The organism is Kitasatospora sp. RG8 (assembly GCF_017813315.1).
GTDB lineage: Bacteria > Actinomycetota > Actinomycetes > Streptomycetales > Streptomycetaceae > Kitasatospora.
Window position 1 is genome coordinate 182,274 of sequence record NZ_JAGIYX010000006.1, and the last position, 15,638, is coordinate 197,911.

Annotated in this window: 10 protein-coding genes; 5 read left to right on the plus strand and 5 right to left on the minus strand. The window is 74.7% G+C overall.

The window, feature by feature from the left end:
* Positions 1-249: 249 nt before the first annotated feature.
* Entirely contained in the window at positions 250-1,224 is a 975-nt protein-coding gene (locus tag J5Y04_RS12320) for a winged helix-turn-helix domain-containing protein (protein ID WP_307853075.1), read from the minus strand.
* Between the two features lie 127 nt (positions 1,225-1,351).
* Here J5Y04_RS12320 and J5Y04_RS12325 point away from each other — a divergent pair, with 127 nt between their 5' ends.
* The 4 genes from J5Y04_RS12325 (at position 1,352) to J5Y04_RS12340 (ending at position 6,177) form a co-directional block, all read left to right on the plus strand.
* Positions 1,352-2,614, plus strand: coding sequence for an MFS transporter (locus tag J5Y04_RS12325; RefSeq protein ID WP_209412007.1), 1,263 nt, complete (start codon positions 1,352-1,354; stop codon positions 2,612-2,614).
* A gap of 79 nt (positions 2,615-2,693) precedes the next feature.
* Positions 2,694-3,560, plus strand: a complete 867-nt coding sequence (locus J5Y04_RS12330; RefSeq protein ID WP_209412008.1) for a helix-turn-helix transcriptional regulator — start codon at positions 2,694-2,696, stop codon at positions 3,558-3,560.
* An 81-nt stretch (positions 3,561-3,641) separates the two neighbouring features.
* Entirely contained in the window at positions 3,642-5,099 is a 1,458-nt protein-coding gene (locus tag J5Y04_RS12335) for an aldehyde dehydrogenase family protein (protein WP_209412009.1), read from the plus strand.
* 226 nt (positions 5,100-5,325) lie between these two features.
* A complete protein-coding gene (locus J5Y04_RS12340) occupies positions 5,326-6,177 on the plus strand; it encodes an SAM-dependent methyltransferase (RefSeq protein ID WP_209412010.1) in 852 nt (283 codons plus the stop codon).
* 315 nt (positions 6,178-6,492) lie between these two features.
* Here J5Y04_RS12340 and J5Y04_RS12345 read toward each other — a convergent pair whose 3' ends face one another.
* Both J5Y04_RS12345 and J5Y04_RS12350 read right to left on the minus strand, forming a co-directional pair.
* Positions 6,493-8,322 (minus strand): bifunctional UDP-sugar hydrolase/5'-nucleotidase, encoded by a 1,830-nt coding sequence (locus tag J5Y04_RS12345; RefSeq protein ID WP_209412011.1) that lies wholly within the window; start codon positions 8,320-8,322, stop codon positions 6,493-6,495.
* A gap of 400 nt (positions 8,323-8,722) precedes the next feature.
* Positions 8,723-9,388, minus strand: coding sequence for a response regulator transcription factor (locus tag J5Y04_RS12350; protein ID WP_307853086.1), 666 nt, complete (start codon positions 9,386-9,388; stop codon positions 8,723-8,725).
* Between the two features lie 609 nt (positions 9,389-9,997).
* Between J5Y04_RS12350 and J5Y04_RS12355 the strand changes: the two genes are divergently transcribed.
* Positions 9,998-13,312, plus strand: coding sequence for a LuxR family transcriptional regulator (locus tag J5Y04_RS12355; RefSeq protein ID WP_209412012.1), 3,315 nt, complete (start codon positions 9,998-10,000; stop codon positions 13,310-13,312).
* A gap of 57 nt (positions 13,313-13,369) precedes the next feature.
* Here the strand turns inward: J5Y04_RS12355 and J5Y04_RS12360 are convergent, their stop codons facing one another.
* Positions 13,370-13,990 carry a hypothetical protein gene (locus J5Y04_RS12360; protein WP_209412013.1) on the minus strand — a complete coding sequence of 207 codons (621 nt, stop codon included), beginning with the start codon at positions 13,988-13,990 and terminating at the stop codon, positions 13,370-13,372.
* Positions 13,977-15,623, minus strand: coding sequence for a VWA domain-containing protein (locus J5Y04_RS12365; protein ID WP_245204683.1), 1,647 nt, complete (start codon positions 15,621-15,623; stop codon positions 13,977-13,979). The genes J5Y04_RS12360 and J5Y04_RS12365 overlap by 14 nt, the downstream gene beginning before the upstream one ends.
* Positions 15,624-15,638: the final 15 nt, after the last annotated feature.

Consider the following 15,638-nt stretch of genomic DNA (forward strand, 5'->3'; position numbering starts at 1 on the left):
CCCGAGCCCGCCGGCGGCCCCACCGCCGGCGGGTCCGGACCCCCTGATCGCCCGGTGCCGCATCACCGGGAGTTCGAGCCGCTGCCCCCGCCAGCGTCGCCGGGCCTGCACGGTGCCATGGCGCCTGCCCTCTCCCCGACCAGTGGAGGGCGGGCGCCGTTTCGCGTTCCCGGAGAGCCGGGCCTTCGGGGACGGAGCCGCACGGGCCCGGTCCGGCCGTGCGCCCGCTCGCCGGCGCGCCCCTACGGCTCAGCCGCGGAGCAGCAGCTCGGCCGCCTCGGTACGGGCGTAGAGCACCGTGCGCCCGGTGCGGTGGCGGGCCAGCAGGCCGGCCTCGCGCAGGGCGGTGAGGTGGTGCGAGACGTTCGCCGGGGAGCCGCCGGTGCGGGCGGCGAGCTCACTGGTCGAGGCCGGCGACTCCAGCTCGGCGAGCAGCCGGGCCCGGGTGCGGCCCAGCACGCCGGCCAGCCCGTCCGGAGCGGTGGCGCCGGCGCTCTCCCAGAGCGTGGCCACCCCGCGCGGCGGATAGACCAGCCCGGGCTGTCCCTCGGGCTCCACCTGCCAGACCATGCCCGGCCAGATGAACACCGACGGCACCAGCACCAGGCCGCGTCCGCCGTCCAGCCGCCGCTCGATCTCGTACCGCCGCTGCGCCACCGTCATCCGGCCGTCCTGCCACCGCACCTTCGGGTGCAGGCCGTCGAAGAGCGCCGCCGGGCCGTCGGCCGCCATCCGCCGTGCCCGGTAGAGGATCTCGCCCTCGACCAGCCGGACGATCCGGCCCCAGTACGGCTCCACGGCCGCCGACCAGTACGCCCGGACCTCACCGGCCAGCCGCTCCAGCCCGGGCCCCGGATCGGCGTACAGCCCGGCCACCAGCGGCGGCAACGGCTGCCCGACCAGGTCCAGTTCGGCCCGGACGACGTCCGGCGCGGTGGCCGTCAGCGCGGCGAGCTCGGCCTCGATGCCGGGCGCGGTGGCGGCCGGCAGGGCGGTCAGGAACTGCGGCAGGTGCCAGGCCGGCATCGGCACCAGCTGCGACAGCAGCTCGTAGCGGACCCCGCCGGCCGCCAGCCGCTCGCGGGCCCGGCGCACCCACGGCAGGTGGACGGCCTTGGCGCCGGGGTCCTTGAGCACCTGGACGCTCATCACCACCTCGACCACGCGCGAGCCGGCGAAGCGGGTGGCGGCGAGGTCCTGGGCCGAGAAGTCCAAGGTGAGCACGGGTGTCTCCGGTACGGAAGCGGTCGGGATCCGGTCGGGGGCCGATAGGGATCCGGCCGGATTCGGCTGAGATTCGATCATGATGGAATCTCTGGGCGCAGCATCCCATCGCCGGGAGGCTCGGTCCATGACCACCGCCACGCTCCCCCCGCTCCGGGACCGGCTCGGCCTCCCGGAGACCGCCGGCCGCCACCGCCTGATCGGGGCCCACCTCGTCGACAGCCTCGGCACCGGGCTGATCCTCGCCTTCACCCTCGTCTACTTCGCCCGCACCACCAGCCTGACCCTGGCCGCCATCGGCGCCGCGGTCACCACCGCCCGGCTGGTCGCCCTGCCCACCGCGATCGCCGTCGGCCCGCTCATCGACCGGTACGGCGCCCGCCCGGTGGCGGCCTGCGGCAACGCGCTCTCCGCGCTCGCCTACGGCGGCTTCCTGCTCGCCGGGCAGGTCTGGCAGATCGTGCTGGTCTGCCTGCTCGCCCAGATCGGGCACGTCTCCTACTGGACCTCCAGCACCGGCCTGGTGGTGCTGGCCTCCGCCGAGGGCGAGCGGACCCGCTGGTTCGCGCTGGTGCAGACGCTGCGCAACACCGGGATGGGGCTCGGCGGGGCGCTCGGCGCCGTCCTGGTGGCCGGAGACGGGACGGGCGGGCTGCGGGCGCTGGTGGTCCTCAACGCGGCCAGCTACGCGGTGGCGGCGGGCCTGCTGGCCTCCTGGCGGCCGGCCGCCGCGGAGCCCACGGCGTCCGCGGCATCCGCAGCCTCCGCGGGGCGGACGGCGCCGGGGGCGGAGGGGCAACGGGACGGCGGCTACCGGGCGGTGCTGCGGGACCGGCGCTACCTGCTGCTGGTCGTCGTCCACCTGGCCTTCGTCTTCGGCTCGATGATCATCAGCATGCTGCTCGCCGTCTACCTCACCGAGGGCCTGCACCGCGAGGCCTGGCTGGCCGGATCGCTGCTCGTCCTCAACGGCGTCCAGGTGGTGCTCACCCAGAACGCGGTGGCCCGCCGGCTGGAACGGTTCCGGCCGACCCGGGTGGTCGCCGCCGGCGCCCTGCTCAACGCGCTCTCCTTCGGCCTCTTCGCCCTGATGGCCGCCGCACCCGGCTGGATCGTGACCGCCGGCCTGTTCACCGCGATGGCGGTCTTCAACCTCGCCGAGACCGTCGCCACCCCCTACGCCGAGGAGCTCAGCGTCTCGCTCGCCGACCCCGCCCGCCGCGGCCGCTACCTCGCCGTCTACCAGCTCTCCTGGAACACCGGCCAGGCCGTCGCCCCCGCCCTGCTCACCCTCCTCCTCTCCCACGGCGCCGCCTGGCCCTGGCTGTTCCTGCTGGTGCTGAGCCTGGCCGCGGTGCCCGGATTGCTGCGCCTCGAACGCCTCGGCTGACGGACTGTTGTTTGTCGGTGCCAGGTGGCAGACTGCGGCCGACGGCCGGGGGGCTGCGCGAGGTGCGGAGGTTGACGGGATGAGCATGACCCAGGCGGGCGGGGGCGCCACAGTACGGCGCCTCCTGCTGGGCTCCCAGCTGCGAAGGCTGCGGGAGGCCAGGGGCGTCAGCCGCGAGGAGGCCGGCTACTCGATCCGCGCCTCGGAGTCGAAGATCAGCCGCATGGAACTCGGCCGGGTCGGCTTCAAGGAGCGCGACGTCGCCGACCTCCTCACCCTGTACGGCGTCGAGGCCGAGCAGGAGCGGGCCGGTGTCCTCGGCCTGGTCCGCGACGCCAACGCGACGTCCTGGTGGCACGCGTACGGCGACGTGCTGCCCGGCTGGTTCCAGACCTACCTCGGGCTGGAGGAGGCCGCCTCCGACATCCGCAGCTACGAGGTCCAGTTCGTCCACGGGCTGCTGCAGACCGCCGACTACGCCCGGGCCGTCATCACGCACGGCGGGCACGTCACCGAGGCGGACGAGGTCGAGCGGCGGGTCGACGTCCGGCTGAGGCGCCAGAAGGTGCTCACCGCGGAGCGGGCGCCACGACTGCTCGCCGTCCTCGACGAGGCCGCGCTGCGCCGCCCCTGGGGCGGCCCGGAGGCGATGCGGGCCCAGATCGACCGGCTGCTGGAGCTGACCGAACTGCCCAACGTGGTCCTCCAGGTGATGCCGCTCGGCTTCGGCGGGCTGCGCGCGGAGGGCGGCGCCTTCTCGGTGCTCGGCTTCGCCGAGCCGGAGCTCGCGGACGTCGTCTACCTGGAGCAGTTCACCACCGCGCTGTACCTGGACAAGCCCGCCGAGGTGGCCGAGTACGCGGGCGCGATGGACGGCCTGGCGGCCGACGGACTCTCCCCCGAGCGGACCCGGGAACTTCTCCGCTCCGTACGCCAAGAGCTGTGAAGCATAAGTACGATGAGGCCTGATCAGATCTGATCGGGGGAGGGCCTGGCCGTCTTCCCGAATCGGCACGAGAGGGATCAGATGTCGTACCTTTCCGAGTTGGCGCTGCAGTACATCGACGGCGAATGGCGGGCGGGCAGCGGCTCCTGGGACATCGTCGACGTCGACCCCTACACCGGCGACAAGCTCGCCGGCATCACCGTCGCCACCGTCGAAGAGGTCGACCAGGCCTACCGGGCCGCCGAGCGGGCGCAGAAGGAGTGGGCCGCCACCAACCCCTACGCCCGCCGCCTGGTCTTCGAGCGCGCGCTGCGCATCATCGAGGAGCGCGAGCAGGAGATCACCGAGGCGATCACGGCCGAGCTGGGCGGCACCGCCCTCAAGGCCGGCTTCGAACTCGCCCTCACCAAGGACATGCTGCGCGAGTCGATGCAGCTCTCGCTGCGCGCCGAGGGCCGGCTGCTGCCCTCGCCGGTGGACGGCAAGGAGAACCGCCTCTACCGCCTGCCGGTCGGCGTGGTCGGGGTGATCAGCCCGTTCAACTTCCCGCTGTTCCTGTCGGTCAAGGCGGTCGCCCCGGCGCTGGCGCTCGGCAACGGCGTCGTGCTCAAGCCGCACCAGGAGACCCCGGTCGTCGGCGGCACCCTCATCGCCAGGATCTTCGAGGAGGCGGGCCTGCCGGCCGGCCTGCTCAACGTCGTGATCACCGACATCGCCGAGATCGGCGACGCCTTCATCGAGCACCCCGTGCCCAAGGTGATCTCCTTCACCGGCTCCGACAAGGTCGGCCGGCACGTCGCCACCGTCGCCGCCTCGCACTTCAAGCGGACCGTGCTCGAACTCGGCGGCAACAGCGCACTGATCGTCCTCGACGACGCCGACCTCGACTACGCGGTGGACGCCGCCGTGTTCAGCCGCTTCGTCCACCAGGGCCAGGTCTGCATGGCCGCCAACCGGGTGCTGGTCGACCGCAGCGTCGCCGACGAGTTCACCGAGAAGTTCGTCGCCAAGGTCGCCACCCTGCGGGTCGGCGACCCCAGGGACCCGGCCACCCAGCTCGGCCCGCTGATCAACCCCGTCCAGGTCGACTCCATCACCGCCCAGGTCGACCAGGCGATCGCCGCCGGCGCCACCGCCCTGCTGCGCGGCGAGACCAACGGCAGCCTGATGGCCCCGGTCGTCCTCGGCGACCTGCCGGCCGACGCGCCCATCCTCCGGCGCGAACTCTTCGGCCCCGTCGTCCTGGTGGTGCCCTTCGACGGCGAGGACGAGGCCGTCCGGATCGCCAACGACACCCCCTTCGGCCTCAGCGGCGCCGTCCACACCGCGGACGTCGAGCGCGGCGTGCGGGTGGCGCAGCGGATCGAGACCGGCATGATCCACGTCAACGACGGCACGATCGCCGACGAGGCCGTGGTGCCCTTCGGCGGCGAGAAGAACTCGGGCGTGGGCCGGCTGAACGGCGAGTCCACGGTGGACGCCTTCACCACGGTGAAGTGGATCTCCATCCAGCACGGGCGCAGCCGCTTCCCGTTCTGACGGACGGCGGTGCGCCGCAGCCCCCGGCGGTGGGGCCCTGGCGGCGGGGGAGCCCCCGGTGGCCGGGGCCCCGGCGTCGGCGGGGGGCTCCGCCGCACCGGTCCCGGTGCCGGTCCCGCCGGGTGGCTGCCCCATCGGGCCGCTTTCCGGAAGTGGCGGGTACGGTTCCCGCCCGGCGCCTAGGCTGCCCGGGGAACGACCGGAACGGCCCGATGGGGGACCGAGGATGACCGAACGTCAGAACATCGTCGCAAACTGGGCGGACGGCGGGGCCGACGGCCCGCGCATGCCCACCGACCTGCGCCCGGACGTCCCGCACCCCGCCCGGATGTACGACTACTACCTCGGCGGCAAGGACAACTTCCCCGCCGACCGGGCGGCCGCCGAGAAGGTCCTCGCGCTCAGCCCGCTGGTGCGGATCAGCGCCCTCGCCAACCGGGCCTTCCTCGGCCGGGCCGTCCACCACCTCGCGGCCGACGGCATCCGGCAGTTCATCGACATCGGTACCGGCATCCCCACGGCCGGCAACACCCACGAGGTCGCCCAGCGCGTCCACCCCGACGCCCGGGTCGTCTACCTCGACAACGACCCGATCGTGCTGGTGCACAGCCGCGCCCTGCTCAGCGGGACCACCCCGGAGAGCACCGCCGTCGTCCGGGCCGACCTGCGCGACCCGGCCGCGATCCTCCGGACCCCCGAGGTGCGCGCGCTCCTCGACTCCGGGCGGCCCGTGGGCCTGCTGCTCTTCGCCGTCCTGCACTTCATCGACGACCAGGACGACCCGCACGGCATCGTGCGCACCCTCGTCGACGCCCTGCCCGCCGGCAGCCGGCTCGCGCTCTCGCACGCCACCGGCGACTTCACCGCCCCCGCCGACGCGGCCAAGGGCCCGGCCGTCTACCGCAACGCCTCCGCCCGGCTCACCATGCGCACCCGCGAACAGGTGCTGCGCTTCTTCGACGGCCTGGAGCTGGCCGAACCCGGCCTCGTCACCGCCCCCCTCTGGCGGCCCGACCAGCCCGCCCAGCCCACCGACGCCGAGGTCGCCTTCTGGGCCGGCGTGGGCCACAAGCCCTAGCCGCCACGGCCGCCGCCGGCCCGCGGGAAGGTCAGGCGGCCGGGTAGCGGATCAGATCACCGGTGACGAGGTCGAAGGCGAACGGGTGCGGGACCGGCCGTCATGACGATCTCGTCGCCGGACACCTCGATCTTCCATCCCGAGGGCGGCGTCAGGCTCCGTGCGTAGGCCAGGAGCCGGGCGTGCCGCGCGGGGACGTGGAACCCGGTCATGCCGCCATCCTCGCACCGCGGCGCCGTTCTCCGGCGGTCGGCCGGACGCGAACGGCCCCGGACCGTCGAGAGCGGTCCGGGGCCGGTCGGTGCGTGCGTCGGGTCAGAACACCGGCTGGCCGGCGCGGACCAGGCGCCAGGACTCACCGGCGAAGTCGGCCGGGTCGATGACGCCCTTGGCCTTCACCCAGGCGATCATCGCGTTGCGGATCTCGTCCGAGTTGGCCCACACCTTCTGGGCCTTCGCGACGTGCGGGAAGTTGCCACCGCCGTTGGCGCGGTAGTTGTTGACGGCCAGGACGAACTGGGCGGCCGGGTCGATCGGCTTGCCGTCGAACGACAGGTTGACGATCCGCGAGCCGACCGGCTGCGAGATGTCGATGTCGTACGAGACGCCGTACACCGCGTCGTAGTTGTAGTCCGGGGTGGTCTGCGCGTTGGTCAGGGTGTCCTTGTCGATCGGCGCACCGGGGGCGACCTGGGCGTAGTACTTCGCCGAGTACTCCAGGTAGTCCTTGATCTGGGCGCCCGTCAGGATGCGGGCCTCCAGGGTGTTCTCGTAGATGTACAGCCCGGCGGCGTCCCGCAGCTTGACCTGCCCGGCCGGGATCAGGGCGGTGCGGTTGAACGGCGCGGCCTGCGCCAGCACCGGGAGCTTGGCGTACTGGCCGCCGGCCAGCGCCTCCCGCACGACGTCGGCCTGGACGCGGCCGATCAGGTCGATGATCGGGGTGTCCTTGAACCGCGACTCGGCGATCGACAGCTCGGCCTTGCAGGTGCCGATCGGCTGGTTGACGTACGCGACGACCTTCTTGTGCTGGTCCGCCAGCGCGTTCGCGATCTCCGGGTCCTCCGGCACGGTGTTGGAGTTCAGCACCCGGGAGGAGAGCGAGACCAGCTTCCACGCGCCCCGGTCGAACTCCACCTCGAAGTCGAAGCAGGTCAGCCGCTGGCCCCAGCAGAGCGGCTCGGAGAGCACCACCGTCTTCCCGGTCTGCTTGTTGACGATCAGCCGCTGCGCCACCTCCTTGTGGGTGTGGCCCACCAGCACCGCGTCGATGTCCGGGACGGTCTCGGCCATCTCGCCCGAGGCGTCCTCCGGCCAGGGAAGCTGGTCGCCGTACGTGGTCGGCTCGTCGATGCCCGAGTGGGCGGAGACCACGATGATGTCGGCGCCCGCCGCCTTCATCCGGGGCACGTACTTCTTCGCCATCTCCACGATGCCGGGGAACACCATCTTGCCGGCGACGTTGGCCTTGTCCCAGATCGCGATGCCGGGGTTGGTCAGCCCGAGGATGCCCACCTTCAGCGGCCGGCCGCCGCCCAGGTGCAGCTCCTTGATGACGAACGGCTTGAAGGCGGGCTTCTCGTCCTTCGCGTGCAGCGCGTTGGCGCCCAGCAGCGGGAAGTCCAGCTGCTCCTCGAAGGCCCGCAGGGTCGGGATGCCGTAGTTGAACTCGTGGTTGCCGAGCGCCGCCGCGTCGTACTCCATGAGGTTCATGGCGAGCGCCATCGGGTGCTCGGGTGCGGTGTCAGCGTCGGTGGCGATCGGCTCAACGCGGGCGAAGTAGTAGGTCAGCTGGGTGCCCTGGATGATGTCGCCCGCGTCGATGAGCAGGCAGCGGTCCCAGCCCTTCTCCTCGCGGACCTGCTTGGCCAGGCTGGAGATCTTGGCGAGGCCGACCTCGTTGTGCGCCTTGTCGGCGTACACCGCGTCGGTGAAGTAGTCCCAGTTGAGCACCCGGCCGTGCAGGTCGGTGGTGCCCATGACGGTGAAGGCCTGCTTCTTGGCGGGCTTGCCCTTGGCGCGGGCGTCGTCCGGGCCGGCCGCCGCGGCGGGGGAGGCGGCGGCGAGCGAGGCACCGCCGGCGAGGGCCGCACCGGCGGCGGTGGCGGCGGACCGGGTGACGAAGTCACGGCGGTTCAGGGACATGGACGGCTCTCCCGGGTGGGGACTGCGGACGCATCGTCAACGATGCGTCCGCGGAGGTAATGGTGACGCGCGTAGAGGTACGCGCGTAGAAGTGTGCCGTGCAGTCAGGCGGATTGATAGCCCCGGGACGTTTCCAGCAGGTGAGATCTTGGCGACTCGTTCGTGACGCGGCCGGGCGGGTGCTGCGCGGTTCGGGCCCGACCGGACGAAGCGGGCGGACGGGCCCGCGGCCCACCTCCGCGGCCCACCTCCGCAGCCCCCGTCCGGGGCGCGTCCGGACCGCGTCCGGACCTCGACCGGGCAGGCCCCGGGCGGACACGCCCGGAAAACGCGCCACCCGCCGCGCCGTGCGGACACGGCGGGCGGGTGGAACGGCTGCCCGGAAACGGACCCGGAGGTCCTAGATGTAGCCCTCGCGCACGGCGTGGGCGACCGCGTGGGCCCGGTTGCGCAGCTGCAGACGGGTGGTCAGACCGTGCAGCACGTTCTTGACGGTGCGCTCCGAGTACGACAGCCGGGCCGCGATCTCCCCGGTGTCCCACCCCTCGGCGACCAGCCGCAGCACGTCCGACTCACGCTCCGACAGCCCCGTCGGCGCGTGCCCGGGCATCCCCTGGACACTGCGCTGCAACCGGCCCACCTGGCTGATCAGGCGGCCCAGCAGATCGGCCGGCAGGTCCCCGTCGCCGCGCGCCGCGGCGAGCACCGCCCGGCCCAGCCGTTCGGCGGTCGCCTCCCGGCGCCAGAGGATCGCGGCCACCCCGCACTCCACCGCCTCCAGCAGCTCGGCCTCGCGCATCCGCTCGACGACCAGCACCACCTTCTGGTCCGCGCCGCGCACCAGCCGGCGCAGCGTCGCCACCACGGCGGCGTCCGCCGACTCGGCGAGCAGCACGGTGACCGCGCCGGGCGTCACCGCAGCGTCGTCCGCCATCAGCTCCAGGCCCGGGTGGCGGCGCAGCTGCGCCTCCGCGCCGGCCCGCGAGATCGGGTCCGCGGCCCGCACCACCACGCCGGTGCGCAGGCCGCCGGCCGGGGCCGCCGAGGCCGCGGCGGCATGGCGCACGGGCGCGGGACGCTGGGGCGGCACGGCACGAGTCGGCGTCGCCGTCGCCGGCAGCCGCCGGGCGGCGCCGCGGTGGTCGGGCTCGGTGTGCAGGACAGTCAATCTGGCCCCCTCCTGGAGAATCCCGGCCCGCCACCCGGACATCCGGGCATGCCGCGCGCTGGGGGGGCGTTGCATGAACCCGACCGGGCGGGGGACCGTGCAGTGATGCGTCCCGGGGCAGGGGTGCCCCCGGGAGCCCGGGGCTGCGGTGCCCCCGTGGCTCCATGCTTTCCCGCGGCGGGCGGCCACGGCCATCGTGGTCCACCACGAGATCGGGCCGCCCGCCGGCGCCCTCACGGCACCGCGGGAGCGCCCTCCGGAGCGGCCGAACCTGCCCCAGGAGGCAGCCCGGAGGTAAGGTGCGAAGCGGCGTCGGCCTACGGGTTGTGCGGACAAGCGAGGCCGCGCCGGGCCCCGGGGAGACGGCCGCCGCACCCGCCGGGCAGGGGTGCGACGAGAATCACACCGCTAGCCCAGGCGCTGATACCCCGTCAAGCCGTTTCCCTGAATGACGGCGAAGAGTGCCCGACCGGCCGCGCCGGAGGGAACGACGGGGAGGGGAAACAGATGAGCACCGTCAGGATCCGCGGACCGCAGCAGGCCGCACCCGTGCACCTCACCGCCCGCGACCGCCAGCTCGGCCGGATCACCGCCCTCGCCGACCGCGCCCGGGCCGGCACCGGCGGCGTCCTCCTGCTCACCGGCGCGGCCGGCACCGGCCGCAGCACCCTGCTCGCCGAGGCCGCCCGCCGCGCGGCCGCCGAGGGCACCACCGTGCTGTGGGCCCGCTGCTCCGCCGACGAGGCCGGCACCCCGTACGCGGCCGCCCGCCAGCTGTTCGAGACCGGCCCCGACGAGCACCCCGTGCGCGCCGACGGCGGCGAACGGGCCCGCTCCGACGGGCCCCACAGCGCTGAACGGGCCCGCTTCGACGACGCCGACCGCGGCGAACGGACCGACCGCGGCGAACGGACCGACCGCGGCCGGTGGGCCGGACAGGCCGGACAGGCCGGACAGGCCGGACAGGCCGGACGGACCGGGACGGGCGGCCCGACGGACCCGGCCGAGCGGCCCGCAGACCCCGCCACCACCGACCTCTGGGCCCTGCTGCGCCTGCACGCCGCCCACAGCCCCGTCCTGCTCGCCGTCGACGACATCCACCACGCCGACCGGCCCACCTGCGACTGGCTGCTCCAGGTCGCCCGCCGGATCGACCGCCTGCCCGTCCTCCTGCTCGCCACCGAACGCCGCCAGTCCGTCCTCGGCACCCCGCCCACCCGCTTCGGCCGCGGCCTGCCCCCCGGGCTGGCCGAGACCGTCCCGCTCGGCCCGCTCGACACCCCCGCCGCCGCCCGCCTCGCCGCACACCACCTCGGCCCCGCCACCCCGACCGCCCTCACCGCCGACTGCGTCCGCGCCACCGGCGGCAACCCGCTGCTGCTCACCGCCCTCCTCGGCGACCTGCACCACCACCCCGCACCCGCCCCGCAGGCCCTCCCCGACCACTGCACCCGCCTGCCCGGCGACGCCTTCCCCGAAGCCGTCGAGGCCTGGCTGCGCGGCGGCGGCGACCGCGCCCTCACCGCGGCCCGCGTCATCGCCCGGATGCACGAACACCCCGCCGCCCGCACCGCACCACTGCCCGTCGCCGGCCACGACGACCCCGCGGCCATGCTCGCCGAACTCGCCGACGCCGACCCCGACCAGCTCGCCGGCTGGCTCGCCGACCTCACCGCCCAGGGCCTGCTCGACGACCCCGGCCCCGGCCGCTGGCCCCGCTTCGCCCACCCGCTGCTCGCCGACGCCGTCCTCGCCGGCCACGAGCCGGGCCACCGCGCCCGCGTCCACCGCGCCGCCGCCACCTTCCTGCACCGCGTCGGCGCCCCCGACGAACGCGTCGCCGGACACCTCCTCTTCACCCCCGCCCCCGGCCCCCGCTGGGCCGTCGACACCCTCCGCCACGCCGCCCGCAAGGCCGCCGACGCCGACCGCCCAGCCGACGCCGTCACCCTGCTGCGCCGCGTCCTCGCCGAACCGCTCGGCGACCGCCGGCGCGCCCTGGTGCTCACCGAACTCGGCAGCCTGGAGGTGACCCTCGGCCCCGACGAGCGCACCGCGGGCGTCCGCCGCCTCGCCGAGGCCGTCCACCTCCAGCAGTCCGACGAGGGCGTCTTCCGCACCGCCAACACGCTCGGCGCCGTCCTCGCCGCCCGCGGCGACGCCCCCGCCGCACTGGAGCTGATGGAGGAGCTGGCCGAGCGCTTCGCCGACCGCGACGACCTCGTCCACGCCGTGCAGGCCGCCGCCGCACTGATCGCCGCACACGACGGGCGCAGCTGGATCCAGGTGGTCGAGCGCGTCCAGGGGTTCGCCGCCCGCTCCTCCCAGCGGCTCGCACCGCCCGCCTACGCGCTGCTCACCGAGTTCGACTCGACCAGCGGGGTGCTCTCCGCCGCCGAGGTCGGCGGGCGGATCGAGGAACTGCTCGCCGCCCCGGTCGACCCGCTCTGCCGCTCCTACGTCCTGGTCTCCGCCGCCACCCTGGCCCAGTGGGCCGACCTGCTCCCCGAGGCCGACCGGCTGGTCGAGCGCGGCCTCGCCGCGTACCGGGGGCCGTCGCTCGACCCGGGCTACCAGTGCCTGCTGAGCGTCCGGGCCGAGGCGCGGGTGATGCGGGGGGAGTACCAGGCGCTGCTGGACGACCTCGCCCTCACCGGGCCGGCACCCTCCGGGCCGCGCGGCCCGGGCGAGTCCGGACGGGGCGAGTCCGGACGGGGCGAGACCGGGTGGGACGAGTCCGGACGGGCCGCGGGCGAGACCGGCGCCCGGGCCGGCCGGTCGCTGCCGGCCCGGGCCGAGCGGTCGGTCTGGTCCTGGTGGTGCGGCGCCCAGCCGGAGGACGGGCCAGGCCCGAACAGGTACGGCCCGAACGGGCAGGCACCTCACGGCGACGGACCCGGCGGGCACGGACCCGGCGGGCACGGACCGGACGGTCCCGAGGGCACCGAGGCCGCCCGCGCCCGCTACGCCGGGCTGCTCGGCCAGCAGAACGCCCACCTGGTCGCCCAGGCCGTCCTCGCCCTCACCGAGACCGGCCGGTACTGGCAGGCCCACGGCCTGGCCCGGGCCGTCGCCGCCGACCGCGCCCAGGGCTCCTGGGAGTGGAACGAGTACCTGTACGCCCGCGGCATGCTCCGGCTGGCCACCGGCGAGCCTGCCGCGGCCCTCGCCGACCTGCTGGAGTGCGGGCGCCGGCAGGACGAACGACAGGTCCTCAGCCCGATCGTCACCCCCTGGCGCTCCGCCGCCGCCGACTGCCACACCCTGCTCGGCGAACCCGGCCCCGCCGTCGCCCTCGCCGAGGAGGAGCTGCGGCTCGCCCGCGTCTGGGGCACCCCGCGCACCGTCGGCCGCGCCCTGCGCGCCCTCGCCGCCGCCACCGGCGGCCGGCACGGGCTCGACCTCGCCGCCGAGGCCGTCGACCTCCTGCGCGGCGCCGGGGTGGAGACCGAACTGATCCCCGCACTGATCACCTACGGCCGGCTGCTCGCCGACGGCGGCCGGCGCGGCGCCGCCCGCCGGGCCCTGCGGGACGCCGCCGTCCGGGCCGAACAGCTCGGCGCCGTCCGGCTGCGGGCGGTCGCCGTGGAGTCGCTGCGCGCCTCCGGCGCCCGGCTCGGCCGCGGCGAACACGCCGGGACGGAGGCCCTGACCGACAGCGAACTGCGGATCTGCCGGATGGCGGCGGCCGGGAGCTCCAACGCGGAGATCGCCGGGATGCTGCACCTCGCCGTACGGACGGTGGAGACCCATCTGACCAACAGCTTCCGCAAGCTCGGCGTCCGGCGCCGGGCGGAGCTGGCGGGCGTGCTGGAGGGCTGAGACCGCCCGCGGCGGGCACGGCCGACCGGACCACGGCCGGCCGCGCCCGCCCAGGGGTCAGACCGTGAGGCCCGCCGCCATCAGCTCCACCTCGTGCGCGAGTTCGGCGCCCGGGTCACCCGCACCCGGCCGCCAGCGCTCCCACGTCAGGGCCCGCAGGTAGCCGTCCACCGCCACCGGCAGCCGCAGGCCGACGACCGGCTCCGTGCCCGGCCCCGGCCCCAGCTCCGCGAGCCGGTCCAGCAGCCCCTCCAGCAGCGCGTCCAGCTTCGCCGGGTCCGGCGGCCGCGGAACGCCGCGCAGGTAGACCCGCAGCTCCTCCAACTCCGTCCAGACCGGACGGGGTTGCGGCGGAACCGGCCCGCCCGCACCGCCCCGGCCGCCCGACCCGCCCTGACCCCCCGCGCCGCCCCGGCCACCCGCGCCGCCCTGCCCGCCGGGCCAGAGCAGCACCCCCGCCCCGTACAACGCCGCCACGATCCCCGGCCACCAGGCACCGCCCAGCCCCGCGAGGTGCAACCCCAGCCCACCCGCACCGGCCGCGCAACCCACCAGGTTCCGGGTCGACTCCAGATACCCCAGCACCCGCCGCCCGCCCGAACCCCCGCCGCCCCCACGGCCGTTCGGGCCGGCCGGACCGCCGGCGCCGCCGGAGCCGGTACCGCTACTGGTAACCACGGATCTCCTCGAACGCCCCGTCCAACGAGCCCGTCCCGTCGAACAACTTCCCCCCGGTCAGGTCCGCGATCCCCTGCAACTGCGTCTTCGCCGCGTCACCGAACAGGATCGGGAACACCGGCACCGCCTTCTGCGCCGACGAGAGCCCGTTGTAGAAGTCCTTGAAGTCCCGGTCCGACGCACCCTCGTTGCTCTCGCCGTCCGTCATCACCACGATCGACGTGAACCGGTCGTCCTTGGCCTCGGCCTGCTGCCGCTCGATCAGCTTGTACGCCTCCTCCACCGAGCTGTACACCGCCGTACCGCCGTCCGCCGACAACGCCTGCACGTCCGCGTTGATCGACGTCAGCTCCTGCTGCGCGTCCGCCGCCGGCACCGCATGCGTCTTCGTCGACTTCACCTTCGAGGCGAAGGACATCAACGTCACCTCCTCGCGGTTGCGGAACCGCCGCACCCCCCGCGTGTCGTCCGCCCCCGTCAACCGCCCCAGCGCCCTCTTCAACGACGCCAACCGGTCACCCGCCATCGAACCCGACGTGTCCAGCACGTACACCGTCCGCGACGGCCGCCGCAGCTCGTTCTGGTACGACGCCAGCAACCCGTCCGCCACCGACTTCGACCCCGGGAACGGCAGCTCACGCCGCCGGTCGCCCGGCAACGACGACGCCGGGGCCGCACCCGCCGCCACCGGACGGCGCAGCGTCAGCTCCGAGATCCGCTTCTGCACGTCGTCCTTGAGCAGGTACGCCGTCAACCGCTGGAACGAGTCCCGCTCACGCTGCGCCGACGACCCCAGCAGGGTCAACGGGTAGTCCGCCGACACCACCCCGTCCGTCGGCCGCACCACCGTCAGCCGCTGCCCCTCCGCCAGCGTCCTGTTCATCGACAACAGCACCGACTCGTAGTTCACCAACGCCCCGACCCGGCCCTGCTCGGCCCGGCCGTACGCCTGCGCCAGCCAGCCCGACGAACCCGACGTCAGCTTCTGCCCCGTGAAGAACCTCTTCAGCGACGGCGTCGCCTTCTGCACGTCCGCGTCCGTCAGCGCCGACTCCGCCCCCGAGAACGCCGAGGCCACCGCGACCAGCGCCGAGAAGCCCGAGTTCGACCGCGACGGATCCGCCATCCCGTACGACAGCTTCCCGGCCGAGGCCGCATCCGCCACCTGCGCCCAGCTCACCTTCGAACCGTCGCCCCAGCCGAGCTCGTTGAGCGTCGCCGACCGCACGCCCACCGCCACCGGCGACACCATCACCGGCGTCTCCGACAGCAGCTTCGACCGGCCCGAGTCGTCCAGCCGCAGGTAGTGGTTGGACGGAAACCACACCGCGTCGTACTTCCCGTCCGCCCGCCCCGACGACACGGCGTCCGCCCCGTCCAGCGACCCCGTCCACACGAACTGGACCGTCACCCCGGTGGCCTTCTGCGCCTCCTCCAACACCGGTGCCATGTCCTGCAGTTCACTGCCGGCCAGCACCCGCAGCACACCCGCCTGCGCGGTCGGGGCCGGCGCGTCGCTCGGCCTCGGGGCCGGGGACGAACCGGAGGAGGAGGTGCACGCCGTCGCCACCAGCAGGGCCACCCCCGCCGCGATCACCCGGCCGCCCTGCACCACCGCGGTCTTCGCACGCATACCCGTCGCCATCCC